At 31.5% G+C, this 18,001-nt stretch carries 19 protein-coding genes; 14 read left to right on the top strand and 5 right to left on the bottom strand.

Annotation, left to right across the window (positions count from 1 at the left end; all coding sequences use genetic code 11):
• The first annotated feature begins 9 nt into the window (after positions 1-9).
• From CD034_RS07355 to CD034_RS07330, 7 genes are all read left to right on the top strand, one after another.
• The gene (locus tag CD034_RS07355) at positions 10-2,571 is read left to right on the top strand and encodes a DUF2309 domain-containing protein (RefSeq protein ID WP_103288241.1); all 2,562 of its coding nucleotides are present in this window, start codon (positions 10-12) and stop codon (positions 2,569-2,571) included.
• Between the two features lie 68 nt (positions 2,572-2,639).
• Positions 2,640-3,002, top strand: a complete 363-nt coding sequence (locus CD034_RS07350) for a Na-translocating system protein MpsC family protein (RefSeq protein ID WP_002447992.1) — start codon at positions 2,640-2,642, stop codon at positions 3,000-3,002.
• A gap of 336 nt (positions 3,003-3,338) precedes the next feature.
• Entirely contained in the window at positions 3,339-3,491 is a 153-nt protein-coding gene (locus CD034_RS11310) for a hypothetical protein (RefSeq protein ID WP_002448007.1), read from the top strand.
• A complete protein-coding gene (locus CD034_RS07345) occupies positions 3,488-4,159 on the top strand; it encodes a phosphatase PAP2 family protein (RefSeq protein WP_103288240.1) in 672 nt (223 codons plus the stop codon). Before CD034_RS11310 ends, CD034_RS07345 begins: the two co-directional genes overlap by 4 nt.
• Before the next feature lie 45 nt (positions 4,160-4,204).
• Positions 4,205-4,936, top strand: a complete 732-nt coding sequence (locus CD034_RS07340) for an alpha/beta hydrolase (protein ID WP_103288239.1) — start codon at positions 4,205-4,207, stop codon at positions 4,934-4,936.
• Between the two features lie 12 nt (positions 4,937-4,948).
• Entirely contained in the window at positions 4,949-5,197 is a 249-nt protein-coding gene (locus CD034_RS07335; protein ID WP_002447988.1) for a hypothetical protein, read from the top strand.
• A gap of 164 nt (positions 5,198-5,361) precedes the next feature.
• Positions 5,362-6,690: a sodium-dependent transporter gene (locus CD034_RS07330; RefSeq protein ID WP_002448002.1), complete on the top strand. Its 1,329-nt coding sequence runs from the start codon at positions 5,362-5,364 to the stop codon at positions 6,688-6,690.
• 73 nt (positions 6,691-6,763) lie between these two features.
• On the opposite strand, the gene CD034_RS07325 is transcribed toward CD034_RS07330, so the two are convergent.
• Positions 6,764-7,294, bottom strand: a complete 531-nt coding sequence (locus CD034_RS07325) for a pentapeptide repeat-containing protein (RefSeq protein ID WP_002454518.1) — start codon at positions 7,292-7,294, stop codon at positions 6,764-6,766.
• A 255-nt stretch (positions 7,295-7,549) separates the two neighbouring features.
• On the opposite strand from CD034_RS07325, the gene CD034_RS07320 reads away from it, so the two are divergent.
• From CD034_RS07320 to CD034_RS07295, 6 genes are all read left to right on the top strand, one after another.
• Positions 7,550-8,446 (top strand): PLP-dependent cysteine synthase family protein, encoded by an 897-nt coding sequence (locus CD034_RS07320; protein WP_002447971.1) that lies wholly within the window; start codon positions 7,550-7,552, stop codon positions 8,444-8,446.
• Between the two features lie 2 nt (positions 8,447-8,448).
• Positions 8,449-9,597 (top strand): bifunctional cystathionine gamma-lyase/homocysteine desulfhydrase, encoded by a 1,149-nt coding sequence (locus CD034_RS07315; protein WP_019834719.1) that lies wholly within the window; start codon positions 8,449-8,451, stop codon positions 9,595-9,597.
• Positions 9,598-9,816: 219 nt separating this feature from the next.
• Positions 9,817-10,839, top strand: coding sequence for a methionine ABC transporter ATP-binding protein (locus CD034_RS07310; RefSeq protein ID WP_002447973.1), 1,023 nt, complete (start codon positions 9,817-9,819; stop codon positions 10,837-10,839).
• The gene (locus CD034_RS07305; RefSeq protein WP_002448001.1) at positions 10,840-11,499 is read left to right on the top strand and encodes a methionine ABC transporter permease; all 660 of its coding nucleotides are present in this window, start codon (positions 10,840-10,842) and stop codon (positions 11,497-11,499) included. It abuts the gene before it with no gap.
• A gap of 41 nt (positions 11,500-11,540) precedes the next feature.
• Positions 11,541-12,383 (top strand): dipeptide ABC transporter glycylmethionine-binding lipoprotein, encoded by an 843-nt coding sequence (gene gmpC, locus CD034_RS07300; protein ID WP_002448016.1) that lies wholly within the window; start codon positions 11,541-11,543, stop codon positions 12,381-12,383.
• 477 nt (positions 12,384-12,860) lie between these two features.
• Positions 12,861-13,850: a LysM peptidoglycan-binding domain-containing protein gene (locus CD034_RS07295; protein ID WP_002447950.1), complete on the top strand. Its 990-nt coding sequence runs from the start codon at positions 12,861-12,863 to the stop codon at positions 13,848-13,850.
• Positions 13,851-14,079: 229 nt separating this feature from the next.
• Here CD034_RS07295 and CD034_RS07290 read toward each other — a convergent pair whose 3' ends face one another.
• Positions 14,080-14,358 carry a hypothetical protein gene (locus CD034_RS07290; protein WP_002454515.1) on the bottom strand — a complete coding sequence of 93 codons (279 nt, stop codon included), beginning with the start codon at positions 14,356-14,358 and terminating at the stop codon, positions 14,080-14,082.
• Between the two features lie 150 nt (positions 14,359-14,508).
• Here CD034_RS07290 and CD034_RS07285 point away from each other — a divergent pair, with 150 nt between their 5' ends.
• Positions 14,509-14,892, top strand: a complete 384-nt coding sequence (locus CD034_RS07285; RefSeq protein ID WP_002448000.1) for an NUDIX hydrolase — start codon at positions 14,509-14,511, stop codon at positions 14,890-14,892.
• Positions 14,893-14,958: 66 nt separating this feature from the next.
• Here CD034_RS07285 and CD034_RS07280 read toward each other — a convergent pair whose 3' ends face one another.
• From CD034_RS07280 to gltC, 3 genes are all read right to left on the bottom strand, one after another.
• Complete coding sequence (locus CD034_RS07280; RefSeq protein ID WP_002488096.1) at positions 14,959-15,765, bottom strand: YibE/F family protein; 807 nt, start codon at positions 15,763-15,765, stop codon at positions 14,959-14,961.
• Complete coding sequence (locus tag CD034_RS07275; RefSeq protein ID WP_002454512.1) at positions 15,762-16,883, bottom strand: YibE/F family protein; 1,122 nt, start codon at positions 16,881-16,883, stop codon at positions 15,762-15,764. Before CD034_RS07275 ends, CD034_RS07280 begins: the two co-directional genes overlap by 4 nt.
• A gap of 117 nt (positions 16,884-17,000) precedes the next feature.
• Positions 17,001-17,897, bottom strand: coding sequence for a glutamate biosynthesis transcriptional regulator GltC (gltC, locus tag CD034_RS07270; protein WP_002454511.1), 897 nt, complete (start codon positions 17,895-17,897; stop codon positions 17,001-17,003).
• Positions 17,898-18,001 lie beyond the last annotated feature (104 nt).

The raw sequence follows: 18,001 nt of genomic DNA, 5'->3' as shown, positions 1-18,001 counted from the left end.
AACATTTACATGACAATTAATATAGAAGACGTTGTTCAATCTGCACGTCGTGTGATTACGCCACTTTCACCAATTTCAATCTTTGCAGCACGTAATCCATGGGAAGAACTTGAGTATCAAACCTTTGATCAAGTTGCGCAATGGTTTAAACATGTGCGTGATATTGATTTATATCCAAGCCATGCTTCTGTAATGACGGCGCTTGAAACTGGTGAGATTGATAAACATATCGTTGAAGAAGAAGTACAACAAGCTATTCAATCTTATAAGACGGATATTCCTAAGACTCACGTTGATACGTACTGCAAAAATGCTATGAATATTAAAGATATTCCGAGAGATTTAATTACTAAAGAAGCCTATCTGAAATTAGAAGTCTCAAAACTCAAAAAAGTATTCGAAAATGAGTCATTTGCTTATGCACGGTCAAAAAGTGCAAATGCATTTAATGCTAAAGGCGAATCTTTAATGGATGAGTTAAATACTCATATTATTAAATGGTCAAAATTATATTTAGATACTTTCCAATCCAGTTGGACAATGCCTAAACGCGAAGAAGGGTTCTATGTAGCCTGGTTACATTTAGCAAAATATGATCCAATGTTGACTAAAACGCAACGTAAAATGATTAAGATGTTACCACACAACTATGAAGACGCATTAATCATGGCACTCAATCATCTAGATATTGCTGAAGATGAATATGAATTTTATTTAACTGGACATCTTTTATCGTTACCAGGTTGGGCAGGCATGATGTATTATCGTGCTGAAAAACATGAACATGAAAAAGACTTATTAACTCAATACCTTGCAATACGCCTTACAATGGAATGTATTCTATTAGATACTGAAAAAATGAGCCGTCCGGCAGTCTTAAATGTTGAAAAAAGAATAAAAGAACTTGTGAGTAAATGGTTATATTATGGTGAAATGACGATTGATGAATGGGCTGAGATGTCCATTGAGAATCAAATTGAACACTTGAAGTTTGCCCATGATTTTAATCCATTATACTTCAAGAAATTATGGTTAGAGGCTTGGGAAGAAACTCACGAACGCAAACTCGTTGAGATGATTTACGATAAATCGGTCAAGCGTGACAAACAACCTACAAAAGTGCAACTTGCATTTTGTATCGATGTACGTTCTGAACCATTTCGTCGTCATTTAGAAAATCAAGGGCCATTTGAAACGATAGGAATTGCAGGTTTCTTTGGTTTACCTATACGAAAAAAAGCATTAGATGAACAGTTTAGTCATGATTCTTTACCAGTGATGGTGCCTCCTGCATATACTATTAAAGAATATGCAGAGCGACATGCATTAAATACGTATAATCAACAGCAACATTCTATTACATCCATGTTTTATACGTTTAAATTAATGAAGAATAATGTGCTACCTAGTTTATTATTACCAGAATTAAGTGGGCCATTTTTAAGTTTAAATACACTTGCAAGTACATTAATGCCAAAGAAAACAGGTGCATTTATTCGTAAATTTACTAAAAATTGGTTAAAAAAACCGAATGCTAAGCTAACGATTGATAGAGATCATCATGTACATAGTGATTTACCTGTTGGATTTACTGAAGAAGAACAAATTGCTTTTACGAAACAAGCGTTACAATTAATGGATTTAACTACAAATTTTGCACCATTAGTAGTACTTGGAGGGCATGGAAGCGAAACAAACAATAATCCCTACCATGCATCATTAGAATGTGGTGCTTGTGGAGGAGCTTCAAGTGGATTTAATGCGAAATTACTTGCCATGATGTGCAATTTACCTTTAGTACGTCAAGGGTTAGCCGCTGAAGGCATTCTTATTCCGGATGAGACAGTATTTGTTGCTGCAGAACATAAAACATCAATTGATGAATTAGAATGGATTTACGTTCCCTCATTAACATCAGAAGCAAAGAAAGCATTTGATATTTTAGAAGAAGCCATGCCACGTGTAAGTTATCATGCAAATTTAGAACGTCTTGCTCAATTACCTCGTTTAAGCGATGGGGAATTGAAACATCCAATGGCGGAAGCACATCGCTTTGCAAATGATTGGAGCGAAATCCGTCCAGAATGGGGTTTAGCACGTAATGCAGAATTTATTATTGGGCAACGAAGTATTACAGAAGGTAGTAATTTAGAAGGACGTGCATTTTTACATAATTATGATTATGCGAAAGATCCTGATGGTCAATTACTAAATACAATTATTTCTGGGCCAGCACTCGTTGCACAGTGGATTAACCTACAGTATTATGCCTCTACAGTGGCACCGCATTTTTATGGTAGTGGTAATAAAACAACACAATCTGTCACTTCTGGTGTTGGCGTTATGCAAGGGAACTCAAGTGATTTATTAGCTGGATTGCCATGGCAGTCTGTGATGGCAGGAGACAATAAAATTTATCACGCTCCAATTCGATTATTAGTCGTGATTCAAGCACCAGATCGTTATATACAACGTTTACTTAATGATAATATTAAGTTTAAACAAAAAGTCGATCATCAATGGGTACGTCTTGCAAGTATTGATGAAAACGGTAGTTTTAAAGATTGGTAAGATATTCGATTTTAATTTAAAAAATGATACACTAGTGTTAATTAAACATTAGGAGATTTGTTATAACAATGACGAAATCGAAAGGCATGTATGAAGCAGAAATTAGTAAAGCAATTACGCAATGGGAAAAAGATTTTCTTGGACGTGGTTCGTTGTCAGTAAAGACAGATATTTTACGAGATATGATTATCGTCAACTTACAAGGTATTTTGACGCCTGCGGAGTATCGCGTATGTGAAACACAAGAAGGATTACTTAACATTAAACGTACACGGTCAGAATTGGTGGAATCAGGACAAGATGATTTAATGCAACTTGTTTTCAAAATCACAGGTACTGAAGTTAAAAGCTTTCATAGTGATTTAAGTACAATTACTGGTGAACGTATTATTGTTTTTAAGTTAGATAAAAACCTTGAAAAATCACTTTAAAATAAAATGTTATAAATACGAGAAGAGATTAGGAAACTTTATATAAAATACTTCCTAATCTCTTTTTTTACAAGCAAATTTTCATCATTTATTGTAAAATCTAACTAACATTAAAAGAGGGATAGAGATGCGATCAATTCAATCAGCTAATTGTAAAATCTCTTACTCATTATCATTTGCCCGACTATCCTGATCCTAGAGGTATAAAAGGGTAATACAATCAATGAGTTAAGTAGTCAACATATTGATGATTGATATAATGAACGGTGTGATACATCTTCAGAGGCTAACTGGACGTATCTTTATGACGAACCTTTTTATGATAAAGAAAGCTTTATGACGTATGTGAAACAACTTATTGATAATAAAGAAAGGTTGAATAAGTGGTTATCCTCTTCAAACTTTAATAAATATGAAGAACAGATACATCATTTGAAAGCTTTTTATAAAATATTAGGATCAAATGTAGTAAAGGAAAAACAAGTATGAAAGATAAATTAGAAGTATCGCCAACCAAAACTATTTCTATGTTTGTTGTTGGATTAATTATTTTTATAATAACGGCAATGAATGTCATTTATCATACCACACTAGTGCAAAAATTAGATTTAAATTCATTACATGCGTTGACCAACTATTTTGGTAAACCTAGAAGACACTATGACGGTCCAATTTGGCATAAAATGATGACGTTTTGTGCTAATTTTGGAGAAGTAAAATCCATTCTCTACATAACGTTATTTTTAGCACTTATCTTAATTTTTAAAAATTATAAACTTTCATTGTGGTTATTAGTTACGATTTACACAGGAACTTATATTAATTTCTTAATTAAACAAATAATAGCTCGTTCTCGTCCGTATAACCATCTTTTAGTAGACCATGGATATTCATTTCCAAGTGGTCATTCAAATGCCAGTACATTATTTGCTTTAGCTATACTCTTAGTTGTTATTCCACTTATTAAAAATAAAGCGATACGATATAGTATTGCTATAGTTGTCGTTATATTTTGGATAGGTGTATTAAGTTGTCGGTTATATTTCCACGCCCACTATCTAACTGATGTCATTGGTGGTTTTTCGTTAGGAATGATTTGGATTGCTTTATTTTCAATGATGTTACCACTCTTTAATATTAAATTAAAAAAGAAGTAAAGCTTAAGTTTCATAACATAAGTATTTTAAGAAGGGGAGAATACTATGAAAATCAAATCACCATATCCAATTTATTTAGAAGGTTCAAGAAAAGAAGCGATCTTATTACTTCACTCATTTACAGGAACTGTTCGTGATGTAAAACCATTAGCTAAGGCGCTTAATGAAGAAAACTTCACATGCTTTGCACCAAATTATCAAGGACATGGCTTACCTTTAGACCAATTTACTCAATTTACGATTCAGGATTGGTGGAATGATGTATTAGAAGGGTATCAATTTTTAAAAAATAAAGGGTTTGACACTATTTTTGTAACGGGTATCTCACTAGGAGGACTATTTACATTAAAGTTAGCTGGGTTATTTGATGTTTCTAAAATAGCAGTGATGTCTGCACCAAGTGAAAAAGAAGAAAAAAGTATTGCGTGGCGTATGAAACGTTATGGTCAGCGCATGAATCAATTATTGAAATTTGATGAAACTACTTCAAAACAACAACTTGGGACAATTCAAGATTATCAACCACATATCGCAGAATTTAAAGCATTTATTGAGATAATTTCTAATGAATTAGAACGTATACAAGTTCCCGCTCGTATTTTGTATGGCGGTAATGATGATGCCTTTTATCAAAATAGTGCACATTATATTTTTAATCATATTGATAGTAATAACAAAGATTTAACATGTCATCCGTTAAGTCGTCATTTAATGACTTATGGAGATGGACATGAAGACGTTATCACTCAAGTCGTAACTTTTTTTAAATCTAAATAAAGGAGTAATAAGATGAAACGTACATTCTTACTTATATATACAACAGTTTCTGGAACTACTTATAAAGAATTTAAAACGTTCCAAGATGGTCCAGACTATGACACATGCGTACAGCGTATTATTGATGAGTTTGATGAATTGGTCTATTTATTTTTAAAAGATGACTCACAAGTTCATTACATTAACGTTGATCATATCGAAAGTTTAAATATTCAAGAAGTAAATGAAGGTCAATCCATAATATATGATTTTGAAAAATAAATATATCAGTAAGTTTAAACGATAAGAATAGTTGAGATATGTCATTTACCTCTATTCTTATCTTTTTTAATACTCATTTATATGTATATTGCACTATTTGGTCAGACGTGTTAGAGTAGAACTTAATCGCACACATGCTTTAACGCGTTAAAGGGAGATAGAAAATGAGTAATCAATCACAATGGAAAACCTCAACTGGATTTATTCTAGCAAGTGCTGGTTCTGCTATAGGATTAGGCGCAATGTGGAAGTTTCCATATATGGCTGGCATTTATGGTGGCGGCGCATTTTTATTTTTATTTTTAATCTTTACTATTTTTGTAGGATTACCGTTACTGATTATGGAGTTTACGGTAGGAATAATGGGGCGCACTTATACGACTCGAATCTATAGTAAATTAACAGGAAAAAAATGGTTAAATATTATTGGGTGGAATGGAAATTTAGCTGTTTTTATTTTATTCGGCTTTTATAGTGTTATCGGTGGCTGGATTGTTATATATATTGGAAATGTATTTTTACAATTATTATCTGTTGAACATACGTCATTAACTCAAATTAAATTTGAAAAAATAATTAGTAACCCGTGGTTAACTGTGTTGGGACAGGGCATTTTTATTCTTTTAACCATGGTCATCGTTATGCTAGGTGTAGAAAAAGGTTTAGAGAAAGCTTCTAAAATGATGATGCCCTTATTATTTGTTTTTCTAATTATTGTTGTTGCTAAATCATTGACATTAGACGGAGCATTAGAGGGCGTTCGCTATATATTACAACCGAGAATAGAAGATATTTCAGTTAAAGGTGTCTTATTTGCGTTAGGTCAATCGTTCTTTACACTATCATTAGGAACGACAGGGATGATTACGTATGCGAGTTATGCGCCTAAAGAAATGACGATTAAATCTTCCGCCATGTCAATTGTTATTATGAATATTTTAGTTTCTGTATTAGCAGGACTTGCAATATTTCCAGCCTTAAAAACATTTGGTTATGCACCTCAAGAAGGACCAGGACTCTTATTTAAAGTGTTACCGTTAGTATTTAATCAAATGGGCTTTGGTATTGTATTTTATTTAATTTTCTTAATTCTATTTTTATTTGCAGCATTAACGTCTTCTATTTCTTTATTGGAATTAAATGTCTCAAATTTCACTAAAAATGATAATACTAAACGAAAAGCTATATCAGTTATTGCAAGTATATTAGTATTTGTTATTAGTATCCCAGCAACACTATCATTTAGCAGTTTAAGTGGAATTAAGTTTGGAGCGGGTACAATTTTTGATAATATGGATTTTATCGTATCGAATATCTTGATGCCATTAGGAGCATTAGGAACGACATTAGTTGTAGGTCAATTACTAGATAAACAAGCATTAAAAGAGAGCTTTGGAAAAGATAAATTTAAACTTTTTGTTCCATGGTATATTTTAATTAAATATATTATGCCAGTTATTATTATATTAGTTTTTATTGTTCAATTATTTTAATATTAACAAGAATAAACAGAGTCTAGGATACAAATTGTTGTTCTAGACTCTGTTTAGCATAATGATAATTGAATTACATATTTTCAAACGTAACATCTTGTTTATGTAATTCTTTTAATAATTTTTCAGGAATTGAAGAATTATTAATAGTGACATGTTTAAATATACAATCTTTTATTTTTACATTTTCAAAATGACACAAATCCATAGTGACGTTTTCAAAAATCACTTTTTTAAACGTGACGTTATCAAATTTTACATTACGTATATTGCTATTTTTAAAAATAGAATGTTCAATCGTTAATGTATTAAAATGATTTTCATCAAATGAGGTAACAGTTAAATTTGATTTACTAATAAGCGTCTTGAAAAAATTTACATTTTCAAAGATACTTTTATCAAAATTACAATTGATAATTTTTGAATTTGAAATAGTGCTTACATTCTTAAAAATACCTTCACTAAAATCACAATGTTTAAAGTGACTTTTATTTACTTCAATTTCGTCGTACATTGAGTTTCTAAAAGTACTATTTTTATAATTTAAATTTTTATAGTCATCCTTAGTAAAGACGGATAAAGATAAGTCTGCTTTAGATGTCATCATCGAGTCTCCTTTGTACGTTGATTCATCGTAAAATTTAATTCATTTCCAGTGGTTCACTTTTATCATAACATGAGTATTTAAAAGCAATAACTAATTACATTTTACATAAAGAATCTAGCTTTTTGCAATAAGATATAAGTTAGCGTATAATTCATAGCGGTTGAGTAAGAATTAAAATTAAATATTGGAAATGAATATGATGATAGAAAGTAGGTATGTTCAGACATTACTTGAGTGTATTGAACGAAAGATATGATTACTTATGATTTAATAGGACAAACGCCACTAGTATTATTAGAAAGTTTTAGTGATGAACATGTACAAATTTATGCGAAGTTAGAACAATTTAATCCTGGTGGAAGTATTAAAGATCGACTAGGGAAATATCTTGTAGAAACTGCGCTAAAAGAAAAACGTATTGTAAAAGGAGATACCATCGTTGAAGCTACAGCTGGTAATACAGGAATTGGATTAGCAATGGCCGCTAATCGTTATCATTTAAAGTGTGTGATTTTTGCCCCAGAAGGATTTTCAGAAGAAAAAATTTCAATTATGCGAGTATTGGGTGCTGAAATAAAACGAACACCTAAAAACAAGGGAATGATGGGTGCACAAAAAGAAGCGCGTCATTATGCTGACAAATATAATGCAGTATATATGAACCAGTTTGAAACTGAACATAATCCAAAAGCCTATACGCATACGCTTGGAAAAGAAATTACAGAGGCATTACCACACATTGATTATTTTGTAGCTGGTGCTGGATCTGGAGGAACATTTACTGGTGTAGCTAAACATTTACAACAATTTAATGTTAAAAATATTATTGTTGAACCTGAAGGCTCAGTATTGAATGGTGGTAAAGCACATGCTCATGATATTGAAGGTATTGGCTCTGAAAAATGGCCAGTATTTTTAGAAAAATCTATCGTTGATGATATTATTACAGTCAGTGATAATCAAGGATTTGAAAATGTAAAACGATTAGCTAAACAAGAAGGACTACTTGTTGGTAGCTCATCTGGTGCAGCATTACAAGGTGCTTTAGATATTAAAAATCGTATTGATAAAGGTATTATTGTAACAATTTTTCCAGATGGCAGTGATCGTTATATGTCAAAAAAAATATTTGAATACAAAGGAGAATAATAATGAAGAAAAAAACACAAATGATTCATGGTGGACATACGACGGATGATTTTACTGGAGCAGTAACGACACCAATTTATCAAACAAGTACTTATTTGCAAGATGATATTGGTGATTTAAGACAGGGCTATGAATATTCACGTACTGCAAACCCAACACGTACTTCTATTGAAAGCGTCATTGCGAATTTAGAAAATGGTAAACATGGATTTGCATTTGGTTCAGGTATGGCTGCGATTAGCGCTGTTATAATGTTATTAGATAAAGGTGATCATTTAATTTTAAATTCTGATGTGTATGGTGGAACTTATCGTGCTTTAACAAAAGTCTTTACACGATTTGGTATTGATGTTGATTTCGTTGATACTACAAATATTGAAAACGTAAAAGATTATATTAAACCAGAAACAAAAATGTTATATATCGAAACGCCGTCTAATCCTTTATTACGTGTGACAGATATTCGACGTGCAGCAGAAATTGCGACAGAAAATCATCTCATTTCTGTAGTCGATAACACATTTATGACACCGTACTATCAAAATCCGTTAGATTTTGGAATCGATATTGTATTACATTCAGCAACAAAATATATTGGTGGACACAGTGATGTTGTTGCAGGTTTAGTCGCTACATCTAATGATGAATTAGGTGAACGCTTAGCATTTATTTCTAACTCTACAGGTGGTGTACTAGGACCACAAGATAGTTATTTATTAATTCGAGGAATTAAAACACTAGGGTTACGTATGGAACAAATTAATCGTAACGTAGAAGGTATTGTGAAGATGTTACAAGAGCATCCATCAGTACAACAAGTGTTCCATCCTAGTATTGAAAGTCACCTTAATCATGATATTCATATCGCTCAAGCAAGTGGTCATACTGGCATTGTTGCATTTGAAGTGAAAGATACAGAAGCAGCTAAACAATTAATTCGTGAAACGCAATATTTCACGCTTGCTGAAAGCTTAGGTGCAGTGGAAAGCTTGATTTCTGTACCTGCTTTGATGACACATGCATCTATTCCAGCAGATGTTCGTGCTAAAGAAGGAATTACAGATGGTTTAGTTCGATTATCAATCGGTATTGAAGACACTGAAGATTTAGTACAAGATTTAAAACAAGCGATAGATACGCTAAATAAATAGAATATAGTGAAAGTATTAATGCAAGAGTGCAATAGAAATTGAAACGATGTTTATTGTACTCTTGTATTTTTATTATGATATTTGGAACTAAAAGAGTAATTCAATACTAAAAATATCTGAAATTTTCAATTTTTTAAAAAACTATATTGACGCATCCTCAACTTTTGCCTATACTTCATATCATACGAATTTAATCAGAATTAGATAAGGGTGAACATAGTGATTGAATTTCAGGGTGTAAATAAAGTATTTCGAAAGAAACGAGAAACCATCCACGCTTTAAAAGATGTTTCTTTTAAAATTGATGCGCGTGATGTGTTTGGTGTGATTGGTTATAGTGGTGCTGGTAAAAGTACACTAGTACGTTTAGTTAACCAATTAGAACAAGCTACAGAGGGCCATGTTATTGTAGATGGACATGATATTAATACATATAGTGAAAAAGAACTTCGCAACGTAAAAAAAGATATAGGAATGATTTTCCAACATTTTAATCTTTTAAATTCTAAAACAGTTTTTAAAAATGTAGCAATGCCATTGATACTTAGTCACAAAAGTAATTCTGAGATTAAAGAGAAAGTTGAAGAAATGCTAGAGTTTGTGGGACTTGCAGATAAGAAAAATCAATTTCCAGATGAGCTTTCCGGAGGACAAAAACAACGTGTTGCAATTGCAAGAGCACTTGTAACAAATCCTAAAATATTATTGTGCGATGAAGCGACAAGTGCATTAGACCCTGCGACAACAAGTTCTATTCTTCAATTACTTAAAAATGTGAATGAAACATTTGGGGTTACGATTATGATGATTACTCACGAAATGAGCGTGATTCAAAAAATCTGTAATCGTGTAGCTGTAATGGAACACGGGGAAGTTGTAGAAATTGGTACAGTAAAAGATGTGTTTAGTCATCCGAAAACGAAAACAGCACAAAATTTTGTATCAACAGTTATTAGTACAGAACCTTCTAAAGCATTACGTGCCTCATTTGAAAGAGCAGATAATCATTATACAGATTACAGACTTTTCTTAGATAAAAAGCAAATTGATTATCCATTAATGAACGAGTTAATAAACCAATATGGTTTTAATGTAAATATTCTATTCTCGTCTATGTCAGATATTCAAGATGAAACGATTTGTTATTTATGGTTACGCTTTGAACACGATGCACAATTTAGTCGTGACACGGTAGAATCATATTTTAATGAGCGACATATTCATTATGAGGAGGTGCGTTAAATGTTTGGTTCAAGCATAGATTCATCTCAATTAATGCAAGCATTGTATGAAACACTTTATATGGTGACAGTATCATTAATTATTGGTGCATTGATTGGTATCCCATTAGGTATTTTACTTGTAGTCACTCGAAAACATGGAATCTGGCCCAATGTCGTTATTCACCAAATTCTTAATCCAATTATTAATATTTTAAGATCTATTCCATTCATCATTTTATTAATTGCAATTGTACCTTTTACTAAATTAGTTGCAGGTACGTCAATCGGTACAACAGCTGCAATTGTTCCACTTACAGTATATGTAGCACCATATATTGCGCGTTTAGTAGAAAATTCACTTTTAGAAGTAGATGATGGCATTATTGAAGCAGCAAAAGCTATGGGAGCATCACCACTTCAAATTATTCGTCATTTTTTATTGCCTGAAGCATTAGGTTCACTTGTACTAGCTATTACTACAGCGATTATTGGTTTAATTGGTAGTACAGCTATGGCCGGTGCTGTAGGTGGCGGTGGTATCGGAGATTTAGCGCTTGTTTATGGTTACCAACGCTTTGATACATTGGTCATTATTATTACAGTTGTAGTTCTAGTTATTATCGTACAAATTATTCAGTCATTAGGTAACTTTATTTCTAGAATAATTCGCAGAAATTAGTTATTTAAATAAATTATTTTAATATTGGGAGGCAGTTTTTAATGAAGAGAATAATCGGTTTATTATTAGCATCTATTATTGTCCTTGCGGCATGTTCAGGCGGAGGAAATAGTAAGAAAGTAACAGTTGGCGTAGCATCAAATGATACTGCTGCTTGGGAAAAAGTGAAAGAATTAGCAAAAAAAGATGATATTGATTTAGAAATTAAGCACTTTTCAGATTATAACGTACCTAATAAAGCATTAAGTGATGGAGATATCGATATGAATGCATTCCAACACTTTGCTTTCTTAAATGAATATAAAAAAGCACATAAAGATGCAAAAATTGAAGCAATTAGTACAACCGTATTAGCACCTTTAGGCATCTATTCTAAAAAAGTAAAAGATATTAAAGATGTTAAAGATGGCGCGCAAGTGATGATTCCCAATGATGTTTCTAACCAAGCGCGTGCTTTAAAATTATTAGAATCAGCAGGACTTATTAAATTAAAAGATAACTTTGGTTTAAGTGGTACAACAAAAGATATTAAAGATAACCCTAAACATTTAAAAATTAAAGAAGTAGATGCTCAACAAACTGCACGTGCATTAGATGATGTTGATATTTCAGTTATCAATAATGGTGTAGCAACGAAAGCAGGCTTAGATGCTAAGAAAGATCCAATTTATTTAGAAAGTTCTACTTCAGATGCAGTTAAACCATACATTAATTTAATTGCCGTTAACTCAAAAGATAAAGATAATAAAACATACAAAAAAATTGTAGATCTATATCATAGTAAAGAAGCACAAGAAGCATTGAAAAAAGACACTAAAGATGGTGAAAAAGCAGTCGATTTATCTCAAAAAGAAATTAAAGACATTGAAGATAGCTTAAAATAGTAAGTTAAACATTGTAGAATATCAATCGTTGTTTAGTCATTTAGCATATGTCGTAGATTAATGAATTAAAAATACACATAGATCAAGCTTTTTTCGACTCTTGGAGTGGGACAACTAATTCAAAAATGAATGCTGTCCCGCTCTTTTTTTATATCATTTTCAATAGTATAATAAATTTTTGATTAAATATAATCACATTTAAAAAAATTCTTACTTACGTTATGCAATAATTAGACTAAAGAAATCGATTTTTATAAAGTTTTAATTTTATAAGTATCGTACTAAAATTTCATCATTATGTAATCAAATTGAAATGGAATATTATAATGAAATATATTAATTTATATAAGTAGACTACTTGAGTAGAAAAAATTAAAGTTAAAGCACTAGAATTAACGTAATAAAACTAAGCGTTAATACAACAATTGTCATGGGGACATGTCAAAGATAAGCATAAGATTAAGGAGGCGCTTATTTATGAATAAAAAAGTTCTTGCAACAGCAATTATTGGAACTGGGGCACTTAGTACAATATTTGCACATCAAGCAGAAGCAGCAACAACTCACACAGTAAAAAGTGGGGAATCATTATGGTCTATTTCAAATCGCTATGGTATTACAATAGCTAAATTAAAATCATTAAATGGTTTGACATCAAATCTTATTTTTCCAAATCAAGTATTAACAGTTTCAGGCTCTAGTTCATCTCATTCTTATAGTAATAACTCAAGCAGTACATATACAGTAAAAAGTGGAGACAGTTTATCATCAATTGCTAGTCGATATGGTACAACGTACCGCCATATTATGGATTTAAATGGACTTCATAGCTTTTTAATTTTTCCAGGTCAAACATTAACAGTTTCAGGAACAGCACGTTCAAGTAGCCACACACAAAATAGCTCAAATTCATCTAGTTCTTCAAGCTACTATACTGTTCGTTACGGTGATTCATTATCGGGCATCGCTTGGAAATATAATACGACATATCAAAATATTATGCGTTTAAATGGATTAAATAATTTCTTTATTTACCCAGGTCAAAAATTACGTGTAAGCGGCACAGCATCATCAAGTAGTAATACAAATCGTACAAGTTCATCATCAAATTATTATTATCACACACCGATTTTTAATCATAGAAATTTATATGATTGGGGTCAATGTACATGGCATGTCTTTAATCGTCGTGCTCAAATCGGTAAAGGTATTAGTACATATTGGTGGAATGCAAATAACTGGGACAATGCAGCTGCAAGAGATGGCTATAGAATTGATTATCATCCTACTGTAGGATCAATTGCCCAATCAGATGCTGGCTACTATGGACATGTTGCTTTTGTAGAACGCGTCAATAGTAATGGAAGTCTTTTAGTATCTGAAATGAACTTTAGTGCAGGTCCAGGGGTTTTAACATATCGTACAATTCCAGCTTATCAAGTTAGACAATATAAATTTATTCATTAGTAAAAAAACAAAGAAAGTCGGACAGCATTCATTTTGAATCCGTCGTCCTATCTTGGCAACGCATACCCAATTTGCGTTGGACATAAACTTTCTTCTTGAAAGTCTTTATGTTGGGAATCTGGAACTAAAATTGAAAAAAGCTTGATACTAGCGTATTTTTACTTCAGTCATCGACTGTCAATATATTAAAAATGCCTAAGACAATTCATTATGTCTTAGGCTCGTTTTTTTATTCGAAGTGATAATCTTCTTTAACTTTTCTAAAGCTTGAAGCTAAGCGTGTCACATTAACAATAAATGAGATAAATGATGTGAATTTACGGAATTTACGTGGGGATCTCATAGAAACTATAAAATCGAACACAGTACCCGCTGTGCTAAGTGCTAGTGATAGATAAACTAGATTTTTATTTTTGGCACTATATTTAATTCCATTATATCCATCCACAATAAATCCTGCTGTACTTACTAAACTAGATAAGCGTGAAAGTTTTGATTGTTTTGCCATCATACAAGACCTCCATAAAAATAAAAAACAAATCTGAATGTTATATTACTCATTAAGAATTTGTTCTAAACTTTGTTTTAATGTATGTTAATATCATACTAAATTAAATTATTTTTTTGAAGTGAGAATGTTTTAATAAGGATGAATAGAATGATTAAATGTGTATGTTTAGTGGAAGAAACAGAGGACCAAATTTTACTGGTACAAGTTCGTCACAGAGAAAAATATTATTTTCCTGGTGGGAAAATTGATGAAGGTGAGACGCTTTTAGAAGCTATTCAAAGGGAAATTGAAGAAGAACTACAACTTCATTTTTCTCAAGAAGATTTTACATATATTGGAAAAGTGATTGGTGAAGCCTATCCTCAACCAAATACTTTGACCGAATTAAATGGATTTAAAGTTAATCAACGTATTAATTGGAATGACGTTCAAATTGATAATGAAGTTACTGATATTCGCTGGTTCAATAAATCCGATACACAATATATCGCACCAGCTGTCATTAAGTGGATCGAAACATTTTCAATATAAATATTGAATAAATAAAATAGTGACATTTGATGCTTTCAATCATTAAATGCCACTGTTTGGTCTTTACTATTCTATTTCTTCGTTTAAGGATGAAGTAGTAGTGTGGTCATCTGTTTGTTTAAGTTGATGATATTTAATTAACCGAGCACTAACCCAAGCCGTGATAGGAATACTTAACGCGACTGCAATGCCACCTAGTAAGATGGAGATAAACTCTTGAGCAAAAATTTTAGAATTTAAAATATGCCCAAATGAATAATGAAGTTGAAAAAACCAAAAGAATAATGTTAATTGTCCACCAAAATAAGCTAAATAAATTGTATTAGCGGAAGTAGCAAGAATTTCTCTGCCAACACGTATACCAGATTGAAATAATTCTTTACGAGAAAGATCAGGGTTTGTTTCATTCAACTCATACATTGGTGAACTTATTGTAATCGTTAAATCTATTACAGCAGCGATGACAGCCAACATAATAGTAAAAACAGAAAATTGTAGCATATTAATATCAATATTCATTGAAAATATATAGGTTTCATCTTGTTGTTCTGTAGCAAAACCTTGTAGATGTCCAAATTTTACAGATAAATAGACACCTATGATAAGAAGGACGGTTGTTACTATAGTTCCGATAAATGCGGCTTGTGTTTTAATATTGTAACTATTTAAAATAAAGAGGTTACAAGCAGCAATTACAAGACAAAAGGTAAAGGCTACAAGATAGATTGGCATGCCAAACAGAATGAAAACAATACTAATGATAAGAATAATAAAATTTAAAAATAAAGTGAGATAGGAGATGAGTCCTTTTTTACCGCCAAGCAAAATCATTAAAATAAAAAGTAATAGTGCGAGTAAAAAAATTGTAGTCATCGGCTTACTCCTTTCCACTTAAATATAGTGACCATAAGTCCTATTGTTATAGGAATGGTCAATACAATACCGATACCACCAGTCAGTGCACGTGTAATTTCTAGAGACCAGTTCATAGATATAGTGTAAGTAAATGTATTCGCATTTTTTAAGTAAATTAATACCATGGCTAGACTACCTGATAAATATGAAAATAATAAAATATTGGTCATGGTGCCCATAATATCTTGGCCAATATGACGTCCAGCTAAAGCCCAACGAGACATTGAAATGTTAGGCGTACGCTGGAGAATTTCGTACATTCCACTAGAAATTGTAATTGCTACATCCATTACCGCTCCTAATGTTCCTATAAGAACAGAAGACATAAAGACATCTTTTGGAGGTAGCGTTAAAAAACTCATTGTTTCATATTTGATTCCATTACCACCTGTAAATTGAATTAATAATTCAGTCATCCCTACACATAAAAATGTTCCAGATAAAGTAGCAATTATCGTAACCCAAGTTCGTTTTTGCCAGCCAGTTACTAATACTAATGTAATAATAGTTGATAAAATAATGGCTATACTCATTAATAAAAATAAATTTGTACCTGAAAAAGTATTATGAATGACTATTGAAACAATAATAAACGCGGTGTTAAATAGTAGAGATAGAATTGATTGTAACCCTACATTTTTGCCTACAATTAAAAGTGTCACGATAAATACGCCTACAATCGCCACAGTAAGGCCATCGCGTTTTTTTTCTAGAATAGTAGCATCAGATGGACTTTTTTGTATATGTAACAATACTTTTTCATTTTTAGAAAATTGCTCTGAATCTGCTTGAGATGTTACAAAATGATTATTAACAGTTGTGATATCGTTTTTATATTTACCGTTTAGAATGCGTATAGTTAATCGTTGATTATATGTTGTGTCAGTATTATGATGCTCGTCTGTGACTTTTTGACCATGACTTGTTTCGACATTCGTGATTTTACCAATAGGTATTTGATAAAATGAAGCATTAAAAAATGTAAAAATAAATAATCCAATCATTATTAAAGTAACAATAATAATTAGACGATGAGTGTTTTTAATTTTAGGTATGTGAAGTCTCTTTATATTCATTAAATATAATCCTCTTTTTAATTATATAATTTACCCCTTTATCGCAATAAAGTGATTATACGCGTGTTCAAAATGATATTCAATTCATATGTTATGGGTTAGTGTTCGTTACAAAACCTAGTGATATGTTGAAACTTTACTTAGCAATGTTTGAATGAGATGAAATAGATTAAAGATATCTACTTTTTTATTGTCTTTTTTAAATACCACACAAAATGAACGTTTTAATTCTGTATGTGCTAAAGAGATATCCTCTACTTGTTCAGATGAATGATCCAACGATATATAATCAGGTAAGAGTAGATGGCCACGACGTTGTTTTAATAGATACTGACCAAGAGACGTTGTACCTAGTGTGTATATAGGTACTTTAATTACAGATTCTAATCGTTTTTTAATAGAATCAGGCAAAACGTGAAGTGTATATAAAGGATTTTTTTCAAATTGTTTAAGCTGTGTTAAGGGTGGATTAAATGTTAAGGCAATAGCATCGTCCTTAGGTACATATAAGTGATATGTTTCTTCATATAAAGATGTAATTGAAAAAGTTGAGTTTGCTTGTAGTTCAGGTGTATTCTCAACAATAGCTATATCAATTTTTCCTGAATTTAAATAGTCTACTATCTGAGTATGATTCATTAAACTAGGTATAATGTGACTATCGTATTCTCTTTCAAACGTTTGAATAATAGGCGTAATCATATGAGAAGCATAGCTTTCTTCAAAACCTAAATTGATATGATGAGCGTTTTTAAGTTGTTCTTGTTGAAAAAGAGCCACTGTTTCATCAAGTTGTTCTAGTATGTGAGTTGCTTGTGTGAGTAACGCTTTACCGTGCGAAGTAAGATATATATTGCGACCTTGTCTATCAAATAATGGAACTTGTAATTCTTTTTCAAGTAAATTGATTTGGCGACTAATTGCAGATTGAGCAATATTAAGTTCCAATGCAGCCTCAGAAATATGTTCACGGCGAGCGACTTCAACAAAGTATCGTAATTGTTTAATTTCCATATTTTACCTCCTTAATATAAGTATATCGTAAAATATTCTAATTATTAGAATGATATCATCTATTTAATATATTGTTCAGATAAATATTTTACATTATATTAATT

It is taken from the genome of Staphylococcus hominis subsp. hominis (assembly GCF_002901845.1).
GTDB classification, from domain to species: domain Bacteria; phylum Bacillota; class Bacilli; order Staphylococcales; family Staphylococcaceae; genus Staphylococcus; species Staphylococcus hominis.
The sequence above is the reverse complement of the archived record's forward strand: the minus strand, read 5'-3'. Positions and strand labels throughout refer to the sequence as shown.